Annotated in this window: 17 protein-coding genes and 1 other RNA gene; 9 read left to right on the top strand and 9 right to left on the bottom strand. The window is 50.6% G+C overall.

Features of this window, described 5'->3' with window-relative positions; all coding sequences use genetic code 11:
• Positions 1-11 precede the first annotated feature (11 nt).
• The 6 genes from ydiB to ydiK form a co-directional block, all read right to left on the bottom strand.
• Positions 12-878 (bottom strand): quinate/shikimate dehydrogenase, encoded by an 867-nt coding sequence (gene ydiB / locus N0B36_RS06045; RefSeq protein ID WP_016156358.1) that lies wholly within the window; start codon positions 876-878, stop codon positions 12-14.
• A 21-nt stretch (positions 879-899) separates the two neighbouring features.
• A complete protein-coding gene (locus N0B36_RS06050) occupies positions 900-2,135 on the bottom strand; it encodes an MFS transporter (protein WP_047417810.1) in 1,236 nt (411 codons plus the stop codon).
• A gap of 240 nt (positions 2,136-2,375) precedes the next feature.
• Positions 2,376-3,596 (bottom strand): MFS transporter, encoded by a 1,221-nt coding sequence (locus N0B36_RS06055; protein WP_200010919.1) that lies wholly within the window; start codon positions 3,594-3,596, stop codon positions 2,376-2,378.
• Positions 3,597-3,644: 48 nt separating this feature from the next.
• Positions 3,645-4,001 carry a YdiL family protein gene (locus N0B36_RS06060; protein ID WP_016156361.1) on the bottom strand — a complete coding sequence of 119 codons (357 nt, stop codon included), beginning with the start codon at positions 3,999-4,001 and terminating at the stop codon, positions 3,645-3,647.
• Between the two features lie 158 nt (positions 4,002-4,159).
• An RNA gene (gene rprA, locus N0B36_RS06065) (antisense sRNA RprA) lies at positions 4,160-4,267 on the bottom strand.
• 184 nt (positions 4,268-4,451) lie between these two features.
• Positions 4,452-5,561 (bottom strand): AI-2E family transporter YdiK, encoded by a 1,110-nt coding sequence (ydiK, locus tag N0B36_RS06070; RefSeq protein WP_016156362.1) that lies wholly within the window; start codon positions 5,559-5,561, stop codon positions 4,452-4,454.
• A 213-nt stretch (positions 5,562-5,774) separates the two neighbouring features.
• On the opposite strand from ydiK, the gene N0B36_RS06075 reads away from it, so the two are divergent.
• From N0B36_RS06075 to N0B36_RS06085, 3 genes are all read left to right on the top strand, one after another.
• A complete protein-coding gene (locus N0B36_RS06075; protein WP_047358869.1) occupies positions 5,775-8,831 on the top strand; it encodes an FAD-binding and (Fe-S)-binding domain-containing protein in 3,057 nt (1,018 codons plus the stop codon).
• Positions 8,828-9,238, top strand: coding sequence for a 1,4-dihydroxy-2-naphthoyl-CoA hydrolase (gene menI, locus N0B36_RS06080; protein WP_016152900.1), 411 nt, complete (start codon positions 8,828-8,830; stop codon positions 9,236-9,238). The genes N0B36_RS06075 and menI overlap by 4 nt, the downstream gene beginning before the upstream one ends.
• A 77-nt stretch (positions 9,239-9,315) precedes the next feature.
• Entirely contained in the window at positions 9,316-9,504 is a 189-nt protein-coding gene (locus N0B36_RS06085; RefSeq protein ID WP_029139522.1) for a YdiH family protein, read from the top strand.
• Between the two features lie 67 nt (positions 9,505-9,571).
• On the opposite strand, the gene N0B36_RS06090 is transcribed toward N0B36_RS06085, so the two are convergent.
• The gene (locus tag N0B36_RS06090) at positions 9,572-10,423 is read right to left on the bottom strand and encodes a Vmh family MBL fold metallo-hydrolase (protein ID WP_101700835.1); all 852 of its coding nucleotides are present in this window, start codon (positions 10,421-10,423) and stop codon (positions 9,572-9,574) included.
• 122 nt (positions 10,424-10,545) lie between these two features.
• On the opposite strand from N0B36_RS06090, the gene N0B36_RS06095 reads away from it, so the two are divergent.
• Positions 10,546-11,433: a LysR family transcriptional regulator gene (locus tag N0B36_RS06095; protein ID WP_029139523.1), complete on the top strand. Its 888-nt coding sequence runs from the start codon at positions 10,546-10,548 to the stop codon at positions 11,431-11,433.
• Between the two features lie 701 nt (positions 11,434-12,134).
• On the opposite strand, the gene N0B36_RS06100 is transcribed toward N0B36_RS06095, so the two are convergent.
• Both N0B36_RS06100 and N0B36_RS06105 read right to left on the bottom strand, forming a co-directional pair.
• A complete protein-coding gene (locus tag N0B36_RS06100) occupies positions 12,135-12,614 on the bottom strand; it encodes a DUF2778 domain-containing protein (protein WP_181220490.1) in 480 nt (159 codons plus the stop codon).
• Positions 12,611-13,093, bottom strand: a complete 483-nt coding sequence (locus N0B36_RS06105; protein WP_016156368.1) for an Hcp family type VI secretion system effector — start codon at positions 13,091-13,093, stop codon at positions 12,611-12,613. The genes N0B36_RS06100 and N0B36_RS06105 overlap by 4 nt, the downstream gene beginning before the upstream one ends.
• Before the next feature lie 724 nt (positions 13,094-13,817).
• On the opposite strand from N0B36_RS06105, the gene sufA reads away from it, so the two are divergent.
• The 5 genes from sufA to sufS are packed head-to-tail and all read left to right on the top strand — an operon-like array spanning position 13,818 to position 18,908.
• A complete protein-coding gene (sufA, locus tag N0B36_RS06110; RefSeq protein ID WP_016152905.1) occupies positions 13,818-14,186 on the top strand; it encodes a Fe-S cluster assembly scaffold SufA in 369 nt (122 codons plus the stop codon).
• Between the two features lie 8 nt (positions 14,187-14,194).
• Positions 14,195-15,682, top strand: a complete 1,488-nt coding sequence (sufB, locus tag N0B36_RS06115; RefSeq protein ID WP_016152906.1) for a Fe-S cluster assembly protein SufB — start codon at positions 14,195-14,197, stop codon at positions 15,680-15,682.
• A gap of 16 nt (positions 15,683-15,698) precedes the next feature.
• Positions 15,699-16,445, top strand: coding sequence for a Fe-S cluster assembly ATPase SufC (sufC, locus tag N0B36_RS06120; RefSeq protein ID WP_016152907.1), 747 nt, complete (start codon positions 15,699-15,701; stop codon positions 16,443-16,445).
• On the top strand, positions 16,420-17,691 hold the full coding sequence (gene sufD / locus N0B36_RS06125) for a Fe-S cluster assembly protein SufD (protein WP_200046535.1): 1,272 nt from the start codon (positions 16,420-16,422) through the stop codon (positions 17,689-17,691). Before sufC ends, sufD begins: the two co-directional genes overlap by 26 nt.
• A complete protein-coding gene (gene sufS / locus N0B36_RS06130) occupies positions 17,688-18,908 on the top strand; it encodes a cysteine desulfurase SufS (RefSeq protein ID WP_259686192.1) in 1,221 nt (406 codons plus the stop codon). The genes sufD and sufS overlap by 4 nt, the downstream gene beginning before the upstream one ends.
• Positions 18,909-18,913: the final 5 nt, after the last annotated feature.

The following is an 18,913-nucleotide window of genomic DNA, read 5'->3' on the forward strand; positions in this document are numbered from 1 at the left end:
ATGCTTGCCCATCAGGCTGCAAAACCCATAACCTGTTTCACATACTCAAGAGGGAAATCTTTCCCGGTCCAGAGTTTGAACTGTTCAGCCCCTTGCCATAACAACATGCCGTAACCATCAATCGTTTTGCAACCGGCAAGTTGTGCCTGTTGCAATAATTTGGTCATATGCGGGTTGTAGACGCATTCAGTCACCAGCAGGTCCGGGCGTAGCAGGGAAACGTCGGTCACCAGAGATTCGTTCTCCAGCGGCTTCATTCCCACTTTCGTACCGTTGGTCAGAATATCCGCGCTGGCCAGTGCGTCCGCAAAAGCCTGTCGATCGTCGAGATCGATAACGGTGACCACGCAGTCGGTATTTTCATTAACACGTTTGGCGAATTCCTGCGCTTTGGCAAAGAACTCATCTTGACGGTTAAAGAGTTTGATTTCTTTGATGCCTTCAATCGCCGCCTGGGCGCCAATGGCCGTTGACGCGCCGCCTGCGCCCAACAGTACCATGGTTTTACCCCTGATATCGAAACCGCTTTCCTTGATGGCGCGAATATGCCCCGTGCCATCAGTATTGTAGCCGCGCAGGTAACCATCATCATTGACGATAGTATTAATCGCGCCGACCAGTTTGGCTGCAGGCGTTAATTCATCAACATATTCACATGCCAGCTGCTTGTTGGGCATTGAGACTCCGGTACCGCGCATTTTTAAGGCCTTCAGCCCGGCAATCGCATTAGCAAACGTGGAGTTATCGACTTCAAATGCCATGTAGGTAAAAGGTAATCCCGCTTTTTCTAATGCCTTATTTTGCATTTCAGGCGACAAGCTGTGTCTGATAGGGTAGGCCATCAGACCAATCAGTTCATATTTTGCAGTTACGTCCATTTGATACTCCTTCTAAGCAATTTATTGAAAATAACGTTCGCCCAACCGCACATCATTTTTGGGAATATCAAATACGCGGTAGTAACGAATAAAGACGATGATGGCGGTGATGAAGGCCAGCAAAGCAAATGCGAGGTCCAGCAAAATGATGTACTGCAGGCCAATGTTTGAAAGGTATCCGGTGATTAATGGGATAATAAAGTTGGCTACGCCCCCCATCATCATATAAATACTGGTGACCTTGGCTTTGCTCCTGGGGAAAAACTCTGACATCACCGAAACGCCGAGCTGTAAAATACCGCCTGCGGCAGAAAACCCGATAAGAAATGAACCGGCGTTACACACCAATGGGGATGGATATAAATAGATAACCGCTGCGGTGAGGGTTGCCAGCCCGGCGTTAAACACATTCGCCCAAATGGGTCGAACCATTTTCTTGAGCAGTGCAGCAAAAATAAACACGCAGACCAGCGAACCCATACTGTAGTAAGAGATGGTTTTCAGCGCGTCGGCTTCTGCCATGCCGGCAAATGCCATCGCGTATTTCGGCATCCAGACTACGATGACGTAAAAGGTCGAGAATGCGGCCACCCCAAACATAACGGAGGCTACGCCTTCCAGCCAGACCAGCGGTTTACTGTTCATCTGCGGTAGCTCTTTTGCAATGCCCGCATCCACCATCTGGCTGGGGAAACGGCTTTTGAGCAGCATCAACGTTATGACGACGAACAGTACCCCCGGGATAATGACCGCATAGCCATACCAGATATGGTTGAGCAGCATGGTGCTGACGACGATGGGGTAGATCATCTGCCCGAATGAGACCATCGCTTTAACCAGGATAACCGCTGACCCAGACGCCTTAGGGAAGCATTCCATCAAAGCCGGATAGCCACCTGTATCCAGGGCCGAGTTAGCGACGCCGACACAAACAGCGAGAATAAAGGCAATCATCAGATTCGGGCTGGCGGGAATGCCGAAGAAAAACAGCATGTACAGAATTGCCCCTAACAGAATGATAGCCCGTCTACCAAATTTATCTGAGAGCACACCAAAGAATAAAATACTCACCAGGCGGCCAAGACCAATTCCGGAAATTAAATAGGCTATCCCAGCATTGTCAGTGGAGAATTTTTCTGCGAGAGAGCTCATATTTTGCGCCAGTGTAATGACACTAATGCCGTGTAAAAAATAACTTAAATAAATACAGATTATCGCCAAAAGAAATGGCGTATTAAAGGTCTTATTTTGAGACATGTTCACAACTCCTTGCGGATTTTAAAATTGTTCTGTGCTCGTCGATTTTGTTTAAATTGCGGGGACCTTGTGATTAATATACCGGGGTGCTGATATTGTGCCTACATAGCATGGCGTTTAAGTTACCAGGTATGTTGCATGCTCAACTGTGAAACTTAATTCTTTCAACCAACATTTTGCTGAAGTTTTAAAACCGCGACCAATTATTTTGCAGCGGGGGAGAACAATATTGCATCCGCGTTATTTTACGACCGTCGCCATGTTTAGTTGCTGCTTTGTCGCGATACGGCTGCGATAGCCAATAAACAATGCTAACAGGAAGCCTACCGCGGCTATGCCGGTATCAAACCACATGATGTGAGCAATGCTGGTCTGCGAGAGTCTTGCCGTTATCAGTGGGATGGTGAAGGTCGCAATGCTGCCCGCGCTGTAGTAAATCCCGGTAGCTTTGCCCTTCGCATCGGGAAAGCGTGCGGCCATCAGCGTTAAACCGATTTGTACAACGCCTCCGGCTGAAGAGAAACCGATGACAAACGCGAAGACGATCACCATGTAGATCGACGGATGCAGGCAGACCATCAGCAATGCGATAAATGAGATAAAGGTGTACAGCATTAACAGAGAGGTTGCGCGCCCCGTCTTTCGTGCCAGTGGCGCGGTGATCAACACACACAGTAGAGAACCGCAGGTGTAAATGCTTAACAGCTTGATCGATAAGGTGTAGGACATCCCGGCGACAAACTGTCCGTACTGTGCCAACCACTGGCTTATCAGATAAAATGTCGCCATGGCGATGTAGCCGTACAGAGTGTAACTGGTGAGATCGAGAAGAGAACAACGATGTTCAGATTGTATGCTTTTCTGTTCAACGGGTAATGCCTTGAGGGGGGCTTGATGCCCAGGATGGGCCGGGAATCGACAGCGAAACAAAAATATGCCATTGATTAGCATTACCGCGGCCGCCACAAGGAAGGACCAGCCAAACCAAAGTTCTGCCCACACCAGCAGACTGATAATCATCGGCAGCAGAAACTGACCGATGGAAACAAACGCTTTAATTAAGATATTAGCCGTGCCGGGAGAGCGGGGAAACGCCTCCATCAGGCTGGGGTAGGTTCCGGCGTCAAGAAAACTGTTTGCCATTCCGGCTAAAAATCCAAAAGCATAGGCAATATAAATGCTGTGAGTATTGATGATGCCTACAAAGAACAGCAGGTAGCAGACCATGCCGAAAATAATAAACGGTCTGCGGCCATAGCGATCGGAAAGCATGCCCGCCACCAATAACACGCTTAAACGGCCAATGCCGAGTGAGGAAATAACAATTGAGACCCCTGCGGCATCGGTGTGCCACTGTTGTTCCAGTGAAGACATATTGAGGCTCATCAGAATGACCCCCATGCCGTGTACCAGGTAATTAAAGTACAGCCCTATCGCAGTGGAGAAATAGGTGTTTTTCATAATATGTTACTCAGCGAAAAGGCTAAATGAGTGTGGCGCTGCGGTCTCTTAACACAAACGCTCAAGATCGTGGGCATACAGTTCAACAGCGGCCGATTGATAGATTTTCCAGTCGAGAAAATCATCGTGCTGATAAACCGCCTGAAAAGAGATCAGATCGGGAAAGAAACGCATGGTGTTATTACCGATACGGTTATTTATTTTTTCGATAATGGCGTTAATTCTTAACTTTCGTCTGGCTTTCATTTCTGCACAAATGCGCGTGATGTCTTCCGGGATTTCCCTTTCGCCATTCTCCCATTGTTGCCAGGCGGCAACATTGTGATCCCGCGAGATATACATAGCGCTTTCTTCTACCGTCATAGCAAAAATATGGCGGATAGCCTGGAGTTCTAATGCGTTCATTATTTGATCACCTCATAAAAGACGGTGGAATAGTAATAACATTGCTGTGGATATTTCGGCTTGAAGAGAGTCACAGTATCTTGTGCAATATTATTTGTTTATCAACGGGGAAGAGGGGAGCTGTGGTGCGGTAAGGCTGGTGGCGAGGCGCGCGAAGGACAAAAAAAAGCCCATCGTGGGAGATGGGCAAAGACTACACACAGCAATTCGTTGTTTCACTCAGGGGATTTCCATGCTTATAAATCAATGTGTTGATCTAAAGCCATGGGCTAATAGTAGGCATACTGATTTTTTACGTCGATCAGATTCATCTCAATAGTTTAAAAACTGTAAATAATTTGCGAAGCAAATGAGTATTTAAAGAAGGATAACGTTGGGTCTTATTCAGTAAGCGGGCGGAATTGATTAGCAATGTTAAACAATCAGGCGGCGGTGCCGCCTGACGTGGGATTACTTATTGCGTTCGATTTCAGCAATTTCTTCGAGGATTTCGTCGGGATCGCTACCTGGCGCAGGGGCTTCGTTTACCCAGGCGGAGAACAGACGCCAGGACACGGCCAGTACCACCGGGCCGATAAACAGACCAATCATGCCGAAGGCAATCAGTCCGCCGATGACCCCTGAGAGAATCAGGATCAGCGGCAAATCGGCCCCCATGCGAATCAGCATCGGGCGAATAACGTTATCCAGCGTTCCGACCACGCCGCTCCACACCAGCAGCACCGTGCCCCAGGTTGAATCGCCCGTCCAGTACAGCCAGATAATGGCCGGGACCAGCACCGGCAATGGCCCCAGTTGCACCAGACAAGACAGGATCATCAATACCGCCAGCAACGTGGCGTACGGCACGCCGGTTACCGCCAGACCAATGCCACCGAGCACTGCCTGCACCAGCGCGGTGACCACAACGCCTAATGCGACGGCGCGAATGGCTTGTGCTGCCAGCAGAATGGCGGCATCGCCACGTTTGGATGCCAGGCGACAAGCGAAGTGGCGAATACCTAACGCCACCTGTTCACCGCGCCAGTACAGCAGGGCGCTGAACAGCAGCATCAGACCACAGTGCATCATAAAGCGGCCAAGATGTGCAGCCTGGCCAACAAACCAGGTCGTCGTCGTGCCGATATAAGGACGAACCTTGGCCATGATGGCCGCGCCGCCCATATCCAGCAGACTGTGCCACGCGGCATACAATTTTGCGCCGACCAACGGAATACTGTTCAGCCACGCCAGATCCGGCAGGGTCATATCGCCTGCGGTTACGGCATGGATCAATGGCCCGCTGCCATCAACAATGCTATTGACCAGTAGCGCGATAGGAATGATGAACAACAGCACCAGCAGCAGGGTCATCACCAGCACAGCCAGCGAGCGACGGCCCCAGAGCAATTTTTGTAAGCGTAGCAGGATCGGCCAGGTCGCAATGACCACCGTCCCCGCCCATGCAAAACCGAGGATAAAGGGCTGAACAATCCAAAGACAGGCCACAATCATGACGGCTAAAAACAGCGCCGATAGCAGCACTTGTGCAATATCCTTGGGCTGGCGGAAATTTACCATAAATACTTTTCACCTTTGTCTTTGCGCCAGAACGTTGACGCGACGTGAACACTTAAATGACACCCTGTAATGATGAGCAATTTCAGCGGTTTTTAACAGGCGGATTCTGCCTGTAAATCTGCTGAGCGTATTAGAAAAAAATGTGATACAACAAACAAAGCAACACGCAAACGATTAAATTCACAACACAGACCGCAGGAAAGGGTCACTATAATGATTCCACAAATTTCTCAGGCGCCAGGTGTCGTTCAACTGGTGCTCAATTTTTTGCAGGCACTGGAGCAGCAAGGATTTACGGGTGATACGGCAACGAGCTATGCCGATCGTCTGACAATGTCGACGGATAACAGTATTTATCAGCTGCTTCCTGATGCTGTCGTATTCCCTCGTTCAACCGCAGATGTGGCGCTCATCGCTCGTCTGGCGGCGGAACCTCTTTTCTCTTCGTTGATTTTTACCCCACGCGGCGGCGGCACCGGGACCAACGGTCAGGCGCTGAATCAGGGCATTATTGTTGATATGTCCCGCTATATGAGCCGCATCATTGAAATCAATGTGCAGGAAGGTTGGGTGCGGGTTGAAGCCGGGGTGATAAAAGACCAGCTCAACCAGTTTCTGAAGCCTTACGGCTATTTCTTTGCCCCCGAGTTATCCACCAGTAACCGGGCAACTCTGGGGGGGATGATCAATACCGACGCATCCGGACAAGGCTCGTTGGTTTACGGTAAAACCTCCGATCACGTGCTGGGTATCCGCGCGGTGCTGATGGGCGGCGATATTCTTGATACCCAGCCAATGCCGGTCGAACTTGCCCAAACGCTGGGTAATAGCAACACCACTATTGGCCGCATCTACAAGACGGTTTATGAGCGTTGCCGCGACAACCGACAGCTGATCATTGATAAATTCCCGAAACTTAATCGCTTCCTGACCGGTTACGATCTGCGGCACGTCTTTAACGATGAGATGACCGAATTTGATTTAACCCGCATTCTTACTGGCTCTGAAGGTACGCTGGCGTTTATCACCGAAGCCCGTCTGGATATCACGCCGCTACCCAAAGTCAGACAACTGGTTAACGTTAAGTACGACTCTTTCGACTCGGCATTGCGTAATGCCCCGGTGATGGTGGAAGCGCGCGCGCTGTCGGTAGAAACCGTCGACTCCAAAGTGCTTAACCTGGCACGGGAAGATATTGTCTGGCACTCGGTAAGTGAATTGATTACCGATGTGGCGGATAAAGAGATGCTGGGTCTGAATATTGTGGAGTTTGCCGGTGACGATGAAGCATTGATTGATTCGCAGGTCAGCGCACTGTGCGAACGGCTGGATGGCTTAATCGCGCGTCAGGAAGCGGGTGTTATAGGCTGGCAGCTATGTACCGAGCTGGCAGGCGTCGAGCGCATTTACGCGATGCGTAAAAAAGCCGTCGGTCTGCTGGGGAATGCGAAAGGGGCCGCGAAGCCGATTCCGTTTGCTGAAGATACCTGCGTTCCGCCGGAACATCTGGCTGACTATATTGCCGAGTTCCGTGCGCTGCTCGATAGCCACGGCCTGAGTTACGGCATGTTTGGTCACGTGGATGCAGGCGTGCTGCACGTCAGACCGGCGCTGGATATGTGCGACCCGCAGCAGGAAGTGCTGATGAAACGCATTTCTGACGATGTTGTCGCGCTGACGGCAAAATATGGCGGTCTGCTGTGGGGCGAGCACGGGAAAGGTTTTCGTGCAGAATATAGCCCGGCGTTCTTCGGTGAGGAACTGTATCGAGAACTGCGTAAAGTGAAATCGGTGTTTGATCCGCAAAACCGGCTCAATCCGGGCAAAATCTGTCCACCGGAGGATGTTGATGCGCCGATGATGAAAGTGGACGCGGTGAAGCGCGGAACGTATGACCGTCAGATCCCGCTGGCCGTACGCCAGGAGTGGCGTGGGGCGATGGAGTGTAACGGCAATGGGTTATGCTTTAACTTTGATGCGAAAAGCCCGATGTGTCCGTCGATGAAAATCAGCCTCAACCGCATCCATTCACCGAAAGGGCGAGCTACGCTGGTGCGTGAATGGCTGCGTCTGTTGGCAGATCGCGGGATTGACCCGCTACAGCTGGAAAAAGAGCTACCGGAAAAACGTGCCAGTTTACGTACGCTGATTGCCCGTACCCGCAATAGCTGGCATGCGCGCAAAGGCGAATACGATTTCTCGCACGAAGTGAAAGAGGCAATGTCGGGTTGTCTGGCGTGTAAAGCCTGTTCCACACAGTGCCCGATTAAAATCGATGTGCCGGAGTTCCGCTCACGCTTCCTGCAGTTGTATCACACGCGTTATCTGCGGCCGTTGCGCGATCACATGGTGGCGACCGTTGAGAGTTATGCGCCGTTAATGGCGCGGGCGCCCAACACGTTTAACTTCTTCATCAACCAGCCGCTGGTGCGTAATCTGGCTAAAAAGCACATCGGCATGGTCGACTTACCGCTGCTGTCTGCGCCGTCGCTTCAACGTCAGTTAGTTGGCCATCGTTCCGCTAATATGACGCTGGAACAGCTCGAATTACTCAGCCTTGAGCAAAAAGCCCGTACGGTGCTGGTGGTGCAGGATCCGTTCACCAGCTATTACGATGCACAGGTGGTGGCTGATTTTATACGTCTGGTTGAAAAGCTGGGTTTGCAGCCGGTACTGTTGCCGTTTTCGCCAAACGGCAAGGCCCAGCATATTAAGGGCTTTTTAAACCGTTTTGCTAAAACCGCAAAGAAAACATCTGAGTTTCTCAATCGGGTGGCGAAGCTGAATATTCCGATGGTGGGTGTCGATCCGGCTCTGGTGCTTTGCTATCGCGATGAATACAAACTGGCGCTCGGGGAACAGCGGGGCGATTTCCATGTGTTACTCGCCAACGAATGGTTATCGACAGTTGTAGAGTCACAGCCGCCAGTCGCTGTGGGCGGTGAACCGTGGTACTTCTTTGGACACTGTACCGAAGTGACGGCCCTGCCGGGCGCGCCTGCTCAGTGGGCGGCTATTTTTGCCCGCTTTGGTGCAAAGCTGGAGAACATCAGCGTAGGGTGCTGTGGTATGGCGGGCACCTATGGCCACGAAGTGAAGAATCATCAGAACTCACTGGGGATCTATGAGCTATCATGGCACCAGGCAATGCAACGATTGCCGCGTAACCGTTGTCTGGCTACCGGATACTCCTGTCGCAGTCAGGTTAAACGCGTTGAAGGCACGGGCGTTCGCCATCCATTACAGGCACTGCTGGAGATTATAGGATGATCTGGAAACGTGAAGTCACACTCGAAGCGCTCAACGCCATGGGTGAAGGAAATATGGTTGGGCTGCTCGATATTCGTTTTGTGCACATTGGCGATGACACGCTGGAAGCCACAATGCCGGTAGACCACCGTACTAAACAACCTTTTGGTTTGCTGCACGGCGGCGCGTCCGTAGTGCTGGCTGAGAGCATTGGTTCGGTGGCTGGCTACCTGTGTACTCAGGGTGAGCAGAAAGTGGTGGGCCTGGAGGTCAACGCCAACCATATTCGCTCGGCGCGGGAAGGGCGCGTCAGAGGGGTATGTCGCGCGGTGCATACCGGCTCCCGTCATCAGGTATGGCAAATCGAAATCTTCGATGAGCAGGGACGATTGTGCTGTACGTCGCGTCTGACGACAGCAATTTTGTGATGCATATTGCTTTTGGTCATTATCTGCACAGGGAATGGTGTTATACTGTGCAGGTTTTGAACACAAGCGAGGATGATATGTCTACCCAATTAGACCCGGCCCAACTGGCAATAGAGTTTTTACGTCGTGATAAAACCGATCTTTCACCAGCTCAGTACCTGAAAAGACTGAAACAGTTAGAGCTGGAGTTCGCGGATTTATTGACGCTTTCTTCGACTGAACTTAAAGAAGAGATCTATTTTGCCTGGCGCATGGGCGTTCATTGATTCCGGTATGCTTATCGTAATGAAACCCCGACACGCGTTCGGGGTTATTTTTTGCGTTAAATCTCGATCACCACTTCATCTCACCAGTATTAACCTTCGCACTTAGCTCCAGAGAACTTGCGTCTGCAAGACCTGGCCATGCCGCGGTGATGGTTTTAATCACATAATCCGAACCTTTCTTCGCCCCTAACGCCTGCTCAAACGATTGCAGATAGTCCTGTGTGAAGCGAATCGCTTTATCGCCCGCAGGGCGTTCGCCGATGTAATGCCCCGGGACCACCTGGGTGGGTTGTAACTTCTGCATTTCGCTCAGTACGCTACGCCACGCGCTACGCTGTTCTGCAGATTGCGTATCCGCCGTCCAGACGTGTATACCAGACGCCACGCCGGTACCGCCAATAATGGCACGGTTCGCCGGGATCCAGACGTAGGCTGCATAATCATTAGGGTGGCGCAGCTCCAGCGTTTCACCATCAACCGTGAAATGCGTTTGCGTTGTCGCTTGCGGAACGGTGAGCGATGTTGGCGCACCATCCTTCATTTGCGGACCCCAGAATTGCAGTTTGGCCTCTTTGGTGGCACGGATATGGTCTACTACGTGCGGTGTTGCCAGGACTTTTACCTGTGGGAAGGCTTTGACGATAGGCTGCAGTCCGAAATAGAAATCCGGATCGCCGGAGGTGATCACGATGGCCTTCAGCGTTTTACCGCTGGCGCGAATCATCTGCACCAGCTGTTCACCATCTTTAGTACTGAACTGTGCGTCAAACAATATTGCTTCTTTCGGTCCTGAAACCAGCGTTGAAGAGACCGGGAAAATAGCCTTGTCCTGTGGATTGTAGACGTCCAGCTGTAGCGTCGCGGCAAAGGCTGAAGAGGCGAACAGAGGTAACAGCAGGGCCAGCGTTTTAACTTTCATGCCAGGTATCCTTGTGCAGGAAATTGTCTTTTGATAGTTCCTGTATTTTAAGGAAATTCGGATCTGTTAGAATTCCCTTATTAGGACATGCTGAGTTTCATAAAACGATCGGATGGGATGCAATGGACAGAGTGATGGCGGCAACGGTATTCAACCATATCTGTGATTTGGGCAGTCTGAGCGCCGCCGCGCGTGCGCTGGGGCTTTCCCGTCCGATGGTCAGTCGTTACCTCGACGAGATGGAGAAATGGGCGGGTGCAAGGCTTATCCATCGCTCGTCGCGCCGTCTGACGATCACGCCAGCGGGTGAAGAGGCATTAGTGAAAACGCGTTCTCTGGCGCAGCTTTCGCTGGATATTGGTGCCGCCAGCGCCGCGCAAACTCCCTCTGGCACGCTACGTGTGGCCTGTGCGCATTTTACAGCTATGCATATTTTAGCGCCGGTACTGCCCGCGTTTCTGACGAAGTATCCGCAACTGCGTATCGAGGTGGAGATCAATAATCAACCGGTAAGCCTTGTGGGAGAACGCATTGATGTGGCGATCCGTATAACGGAAAATCCTGAACCTGGAACTATCGCCCGTCGCCTTGGCGACTGTAAATCGGTACTGTGCGCGTCTGTAGAGTACCTGCATCAGCATGGCACCCCTGAGACTATCGACGACCTTACGCGGCATAATTGTCTCTACTATAGCGGGTTTGCCGGAAAATCCTGGCACTTTCTGGATGCCCAGGGGCGGGCTGCCGCTGTTGCGATTAAAGGCAATTTGAGCGCCGGGATCTCTTCGTTGCTCTGTGAGTCGGCGTTGGCGGGAACGGGTATTGCGCTGGTGCCGGAACTGGAGGCGCGGGAAGGGCTGGCACAGGGAAAGCTGGTTAGACTCTTGCCCGAGCTTCAACCAAAAAGCCTGCCAATTTATGGTTTATATCTTTCGCGGGAGCATCAGCCTGCAGGACTGCGCCTGTTGCTGGACGCGCTCAGTGAAAAACAGCGCCTAATAATTGATTGAATACGCTTATAAAATAGTCAAATCGCAATTTGTGTTAAACAAAACATATCCGGAAGTGAGATTATTCTTATCGCCCCTTCAAGAGCTAAGCCATCGTGAGTGCCGGAGATAAGCGCCGGATGGGGCCGGAACCCTTAAGCCTGCCAGCAAGCAGCCTTAAGGGTTTTTTGTTGTTTGTTCATAATTTGAATTTTTTCCCTCCCGTCATTCCTACGTATCTCTAAATAGATAGTAATTCTGTAAAATGAGTATATATCTAAATCTAAAGAATTTTCTTTAACCAGCCTTGCGATTGAGGACAGTGCTGTAGGCAACTGGCTATCAACGACGCATACTGACTAGATGACCTTGTTGCCAGCCAGTAGAGTTGTGGAATGTGAACTCGCCTAAATTGGCAGTGGGGTAGGTTCGATACTGAAAACAGTGGGACTGAAGTCCCACTGTTAAGCATTTTCATTTAATTTTTGCATCTTTCCATTATCATCGACATGAACAATATAAAAATTCCGTTCAATAATAATGCGCCCATAAAGATAACGGTCATGTGTGTATTGTCCCAGACGCTGGGGTCCATCTCTTTCACATCGGGATAGATTAAATCAAATAATTTATTTTCAGGTAAATATTTGAAAATAAATAAAAAAAACAAACCCAAGATATTGCAAATAAATACCATGTGATGACTTTTTTAATATGTTTCATTAATACACCTGAATAGTGCCGTATGCACGAAGGCTGGGGGTAATCAGCATTTGTGGAGTACTTAAAAGTGCTTCCCGGAGTATGTTGTAATGAGCTCTACTGGGAAGAGTTATACAGCCATTACTGACGCCATTATACCCCGCTGGGTGCAATCTGAAATACCCACGGCTGACCTTGTTATAGAACGTAACGTCATCTAATTTTTCATCCTCTCTGAATAATCCGAACCAGATATCGCGGTCTGAACCGCTAATCTCTGACGCAGTATAATCTTTAATTGCGCTGAAAATCCCGCCTTTCGGACGCGAAACAATATAGTATTTACCGGGAGGAAGCGGCCCGATATCCTTAATTGCTACCGATTCAGGGTTGTTTCTATGCTCCCCACTGTTACCTGAATATGCAGGGAAGAAGCCAACTCCGGGGCAGCTAAGATTTGATAGCTGCCCACCGTTTAAATGAAATGTGCAACGAATCACCGTTCACTCCAGGAATCAGAAAATATTATATTCCCGTCGCAGTGTTTCCAGGTTATTCGTTCATATCTAAGAGCAATACTTTCAAGGTGATTGTGTTTTTCAGTGGCTGCGTTTTTCACGTCATGCATTAGAGGACAAATTGAAACCACCTTCACTGTTTCGAGTAGCATATTGAAGTATTCAACTTCCTGTCCTGCATCATTGATTTTGTACCATTTAAATTCGGCCTCTTTAAGGGTTTGTCCAGTGGCTACTGCTTTGTAAAAATATGGACTGGAGCTATCAAACTCCTTTTCAAATATAAGAGCGGTGTGTACTCGTGTTCCTGTTATTTTCCCTGTGTTGTTGTCGGTAGGGAGGTGCAGGCCATGACTAAACCCTAAGATCTCAATGCTCCCCACACGGTCGCGAACATCTACAGAACCCTTGATGTCTGCTCCTCCATCATCTTTTAACCACAAATACGCAGGTATAGCCATTTAAAACTCCATTTCACATACGCAAGGAAACTGTAATAAACGACATGACGCATGAATACGCAAGGCAATAAATGTCATACATTTTTATTATGTTTTATTGATATTTATGATAGAAATAAAAAGCTTAGAATTAAAAAAGAATAGTAATGGTGCACATATAAGAATAGTGAGATTTTGAAGCGAAATATATTGCTTAATTCTGATATTGAGAAAGTCTTTGTAATGCTATCAAGCAGGATCTTAAAAGTAGACGCGCAAACCGTACTGTCGATTTTGTTCGGAAGGCGTTGTGGTGTTTTGGATAAATCACGCGCAGAGGGCGCATGAAAAAGGGTGAAGTTTGGGGGGCAAAAACGCGCTGGGGCGCAATTTAGAGGATTAACTAGTCCGTTTTTGTCTATAACAAGAAGAGATTAAGTTAATGATTATACAATAGTCGTATGATTTCATTAAATTTTTAAAACTTATCACTTAAATAGACATTATCTATACATCTTTTAGCCTTTGACCTGTCTGTACGATTCAATTGTTAAAATCCATTATTAATCAATGCATTGAACAAAAAAATCCATCCCTGTTAACCCACGCAGCAGGGTCTATGCTTAGTAAAAGGGGGCAAAAAGGGCGATTAACCCGAATGCCCCTGCTGTTGAGGGGTTGAAGTGATAATCATTATCACTAACATGTTGTTATAGCTTGAAAGCTAGTGACTCGAGGTAACCCTATGGAATTGCATTCAGGAACATTTAACCCGGACGATTTTGCCTGGCGTGGTCTGACGTTAACGCCAGCGGCTGCGGCGCACATCCGCGAGCTGGTGGCAAAGCAACCCGACATGTTAGGCGTGCGTTTAGGCGTGAAGCAAACGGGATGCGCGGGATTTGGCTACGTGCTGGACACCGTTCGCCAGGCGGAAAAAGACGATCTGCTGTTTGAAACGGAGGGGGCCAGACTTTATGTACCGTTACAGGCGATGCCGTTCATCGACGGCACAGAAGTCGATTTCGTGCGCGAAGGATTAAATCAGCTATTTAAATTTCATAACCCGAAAGCCCAGAACGAATGCGGCTGTGGCGAAAGTTTTGGGGTATAGGCGGTACTATGTCTCGTAATACTGAAGCAACTGACGATGTCAACACCTGGGCTGGCGGGCACCTTAATTACAAAGAGGGCTTCTTCACCCATCTACAAACCGATGAGCTGGCGAAAGGGATTAACGAAGATGTCGTGCGCGCGATTTCGGCAAAACGTAATGAACCCGACTGGATGCTGGAATTTCGCCTGAATGCCTTTAAAGCGTGGCTGACCATGGAAGAGCCGCACTGGCTAAAAGCGCATTACGATAAGCTGAACTACCAGGAGTACAGTTATTACTCCGCGCCGTCCTGCGGTAATTGCGATGAAACCTGCGCGTCTGAGCCGGGCGCGGTGCAGCAAACGGGGGCGAATGCGTTTTTAAGTAAAGAAGTTGAGGACGCATTTGAGCAGCTTGGCGTGCCGGTCCGCGAAGGCAAAGAGGTGGCGGTTGATGCCATTTTTGACTCGGTGTCGGTGGCGACAACTTATCGCGATAAACTGGCGGAACAGGGCATTATTTTCTGTTCGTTTGGTGAGGCGATTCACGATCACCCTGAGCTGGTAAAACAATATCTGGGTACGGTTGTCCCGGGTAATGACAATTTCTTTGCGGCGCTGAATGCGGCGGTGGCCTCCGACGGCACGTTTATTTATGTCCCGAAAGGTGTGCGTTGCCCAATGGAACTGTCGACCTATTTCCGTATAAATGCGGAAAAAACCGGTCAGTTTGAACGCACCATTCTGGTTGCGGATGAGGGCAGTTACGTCAGCTATATCGAAGGCTGTTCAGCCCCGGTACGCGATAGCTACCAACTGCATGCCGCGGTGGTGGAAGTCATCATCCACAAAGATGCCGAAGTGAAATACTCGACGGTACAAAACTGGTTCCCTGGTGACGGTAACACCGGCGGCATTTTGAACTTCGTCACCAAGCGCGCTCTGTGCGAAGGCGAAAACAGCAAAATGTCGTGGACGCAGTCGGAAACCGGCTCGGCCATTACCTGGAAATACCCAAGCTGTATTCTGCGCGGCGACAACTCTATCGGCGAATTCTACTCCGTCGCGTTGACCAGTGGTTACCAGCAGGCCGATACCGGCACCAAGATGATCCACATCGGCAAGAACACCAAATCGACCATTATCTCGAAAGGGATCTCTGCGGGACACAGTCAAAACAGCTATCGCGGCTTAGTGAAGATCATGCCGACCGCAACCAACGCCCGCAACTATACCCAATGCGACTCGATGCTGATTGGCGCGGATTGTGGAGCGCACACCTTCCCGTATGTGGAGTGTCGTAACAATAGCGCCCAGCTTGAGCATGAAGCCACGACCTCGCGCATTGGTGAAGACCAACTGTTTTACTGTTTGCAGCGCGGCATCAGCGAAGAGGATGCCATTTCGATGATCGTCAATGGTTTCTGTAAAGACGTGTTCTCTGAACTGCCGCTGGAATTTGCCGTTGAAGCGCAAAAACTTCTCGCCATAAGTCTTGAACACAGCGTCGGTTAAAATTTAAGGAAAGCACATGTTAAGCATTAAAAATTTACAGGTCAGTGTGGAAGATAAGGCGATCCTGCGTGGGCTGAGCCTGGATATTGGCCCAGGAGAGGTACACGCCATTATGGGGCCGAACGGCTCCGGGAAAAGTACGCTTTCCGCAACGCTCGCCGGGCGCGATGACTACGAAGTCACCGGCGGGACGGTAGAATTCAACGGTAAGGATTTACTGGAACTGTCACCCGAAGACCGGGCCGGTGAAGGGATCTTTATGGCATTTCAGTATCCGGTAGAAATCCCCGGCGTCAGTAATCAGTTTTTCCTGCAAACGGCACTGAATGCGGTGCGCAGCTACCGTGGCGAAGAGTCGCTGGACAGGTTTGACTTCCAGGATCTGATGGAAGAGAAAATCGCGTTATTGAAGATGCCGGAAGATTTGTTAACGCGTTCGGTCAACGTTGGTTTCTCCGGTGGCGAGAAAAAGCGTAATGACATTTTGCAAATGGCGGTGCTGGAACCTCAGCTGTGCATTCTTGATGAGTCGGACTCCGGGCTGGATATCGACGCGCTGAAAGTCGTTGCGGATGGCGTGAACTCGCTGCGCGACGGGCAACGTTCATTCATTATTGTCACCCACTATCAGCGCATCCTGGATTACATCAAACCCGATTATGTGCACGTTCTCTACCAGGGGCGAATTGTGAAATCCGGCGATTTCACGCTGGTCAAACAACTGGAGGAGCAAGGTTATGGCTGGCTTAGCGAACAGCAGTAACGTGCTGCAACAGTGGCATCATCTGTTTGAAACGCAAGGGGAGACGCGCTCGCACCATGCCCAGCAGCACCTGCAGCAGATGCTGCGTCTGGGACTGCCAACGCGTAAGCATGAGGACTGGAAATACACGCCGTTGGAAGGATTAACCAACAGCCAGTTTGTCAGTCATGTCACTGAGATAACGTCCGCCCAGTGTGAAGCGTTAGCGCCGGCTATTGATGCTGTCCGCCTGGTGTTTGTTGACGGGCAATTCTGTCCAACGCTCAGCGACAGCGCAGAAGGTAGCGGGTTTAACATTACCGTTGATGATGTGCGCCAGTCGCTACCGGCGGCTATCCAACCGGAAGTCTTTCTGCACCTGACCGAAAGCCTCTCCCGCAGCGTAACGCACATTCAGGTGAAGCGTAACCAGCGACCGGCAAAACCGTTGCTGCTGCTGCACATTACCCAGGGGCTGGCGGGCGATGAGGTGAATACGGCGCACTATCGCCACCATCTGCACCTGGCAGAAGGCGCAGAAGCCACCGTCATTGAACACTATGTCAGCCTCAGCGAATATCGCCATTTTACCGGTGCACGATTAACGATGAACGTCGCGGCAAACGCACACTTGCGTCACATCAAACTGGCGTTTGAGAATCCGCTCAGCCACCACTTCGCGCATAATGATATTCAGTTGGGCGCTGATGCCACGGCCGCCAGCCACAGCTTTTTACTCGGTGATGCGGTGTTGCGCCATAACACCAGCACCCAGCTTAACGGCGAAAACACCACGCTTCGGCTTAACAGCCTGGCGATGCCGGTGAAAAATGAAGTCTGCGATACCCGCACCTGGCTTGCGCACAACAAGGGATATTGCAACAGTCGACAACTGCATAAAACGATTGTCAGCGATAAGGGGCGCGCGGTATTCAATGGCCTGATCAACGTCGCTCAGCACGCCATTAAAACCGACGGTCAGATGACCAACAATAATTTGCTGCTCGGAAAACTGGCGGAAGTGGATACCAAGCCGCAGCTTGAAATTTATGCCGACGACGTGAAATGCAGCCACGGGGCGACGGTAGGGCGGATCGACGACGAGCAGATGTTCTATCTGCGTTCGCGGGGGATCGGCCAGCAAGATGCCCAACAAATGATTCTCTATGCGTTTGCCGCTGAGCTGACGGAAGCCCTGGGCGAGGAAACGCTGAAACAACAGGTCCTGGCACGGATCGCCCAACGCTTGCCGGGAGGCGTAGCATGACATTTCCCATTGAAAAAGTGCGGGCTGATTTTCCGGTCCTGACGCGCGAAGTGAACGGTTTACCGTTGGCGTATCTGGATAGCGCCGCCAGTGCGCAAAAGCCCAACCAGGTGATTGATGCCGAAGCCGAGTTTTACCGTCACGGCTATGCCGCGGTCCACCGCGGGATCCATACGCTGAGCGCGCAGGCCACGGAAAAAATGGAGAATGTGCGCAAGCTCGCCTCGCTGTTTATCAACGCCCGTTCAGCTGAAGAACTGGTGTTTGTTCGCGGCACAACGGAAGGTATCAACCTGGTAGCTAACAGCTGGGGCGGCAGCAATGTGCGGGCGGGCGATAACATTATCATCAGCGAAATGGAGCACCACGCCAATATTGTGCCCTGGCAAATGTTGTGCGCCCGCGTAGGTGCAGAACTGCGCGTTATTCCGCTCAATACAGAGGGTACGTTGCAACTGGAAACGCTGCCGACGCTGTTTGACGATCGCACGAAACTGCTGGCGATTACCCATGTGTCTAACGTGCTGGGCACGGAAAACCCATTGGTTGAGATGATTGAGCTGGCGCATCAATACGGTGCGAAAGTGCTGGTGGATGGCGCACAGGCAGTTATGCATCATCAGGTGGATGTGCAGGTGCTGGATTGCGACTTCTATGTTTTCTCTGGGCACAAGCTCTACGGGCCAACCGGTATTGGCGTTCTGTATGCCAGAGAGTCGTTGCTGCAGGAGATGCCGCCGTGGGAAGGCGGTGGGTCGATGATTGCGACGGTGAGCCTGAGCCAGGGGACGACGTGGGCCAAAGCCCCCTGGCGGTTTGAAGCCGGAACGCCAAACACCGGGGGGATTATTGGACTCGGCGCGGCTATTGAATATGTTTCCGCGCTGGGGCTTACTGAAATCAGCGAATATGAACAATTCCTGATGCGCTATGCGCTGGAACAGTTGTCGGATGTGCCGGATTTAACGCTCTACGGGCCGGATAATCGTCTGGGGGTGATTGCGTTTAACCTCGGCAAACATCACGCCTATGACGTCGGGAGTTTTCTTGATAACTATGGCATCGCCGTGCGGACAGGGCATCACTGCGCCATGCCGCTGATGGCCTACTATAACGTTCCTGCGATGTGCCGGGCGTCGATTGCCATGTACAACACCCACGAAGAAGTGGATCGCCTGGTAACGGGCCTCAAGCGTATTCATCACTTACTGGGATAACAGGG

Origin of the sequence: Citrobacter sp. XY323 (assembly GCF_025106035.1) — a bacterium.
Lineage (GTDB): Bacteria > Pseudomonadota > Gammaproteobacteria > Enterobacterales > Enterobacteriaceae > Citrobacter > Citrobacter braakii.

Bases quoted from the DNA above. Each gene is read 5' to 3' on its own strand.
- ydiB (WP_016156358.1), bottom strand. From the start codon at position 878: ATGGACGTAACTGCAAAATATGAACTGATTGGTCTGATGGCCTACCCT.
- N0B36_RS06050 (WP_047417810.1), bottom strand. From the start codon at position 2,135: ATGTCTCAAAATAAGACCTTTAATACGCCATTTCTTTTGGCGATAATC.
- N0B36_RS06055 (WP_200010919.1), bottom strand. From the start codon at position 3,596: ATGAAAAACACCTATTTCTCCACTGCGATAGGGCTGTACTTTAATTAC.
- N0B36_RS06060 (WP_016156361.1), bottom strand. From the start codon at position 4,001: ATGAACGCATTAGAACTCCAGGCTATCCGCCATATTTTTGCTATGACG.
- ydiK (WP_016156362.1), bottom strand. From the start codon at position 5,561: ATGGTAAATTTCCGCCAGCCCAAGGATATTGCACAAGTGCTGCTATCG.
- N0B36_RS06075 (WP_047358869.1), top strand. From the start codon at position 5,775: ATGATTCCACAAATTTCTCAGGCGCCAGGTGTCGTTCAACTGGTGCTC.
- menI (WP_016152900.1), top strand. From the start codon at position 8,828: ATGATCTGGAAACGTGAAGTCACACTCGAAGCGCTCAACGCCATGGGT.
- N0B36_RS06085 (WP_029139522.1), top strand. From the start codon at position 9,316: ATGTCTACCCAATTAGACCCGGCCCAACTGGCAATAGAGTTTTTACGT.
- N0B36_RS06090 (WP_101700835.1), bottom strand. From the start codon at position 10,423: ATGAAAGTTAAAACGCTGGCCCTGCTGTTACCTCTGTTCGCCTCTTCA.
- N0B36_RS06095 (WP_029139523.1), top strand. From the start codon at position 10,546: ATGGACAGAGTGATGGCGGCAACGGTATTCAACCATATCTGTGATTTG.
- N0B36_RS06105 (WP_016156368.1), bottom strand. From the start codon at position 13,093: ATGGCTATACCTGCGTATTTGTGGTTAAAAGATGATGGAGGAGCAGAC.
- sufA (WP_016152905.1), top strand. From the start codon at position 13,818: ATGGAATTGCATTCAGGAACATTTAACCCGGACGATTTTGCCTGGCGT.
- sufB (WP_016152906.1), top strand. From the start codon at position 14,195: ATGTCTCGTAATACTGAAGCAACTGACGATGTCAACACCTGGGCTGGC.
- sufC (WP_016152907.1), top strand. From the start codon at position 15,699: ATGTTAAGCATTAAAAATTTACAGGTCAGTGTGGAAGATAAGGCGATC.
- sufD (WP_200046535.1), top strand. From the start codon at position 16,420: ATGGCTGGCTTAGCGAACAGCAGTAACGTGCTGCAACAGTGGCATCAT.
- sufS (WP_259686192.1), top strand. From the start codon at position 17,688: ATGACATTTCCCATTGAAAAAGTGCGGGCTGATTTTCCGGTCCTGACG.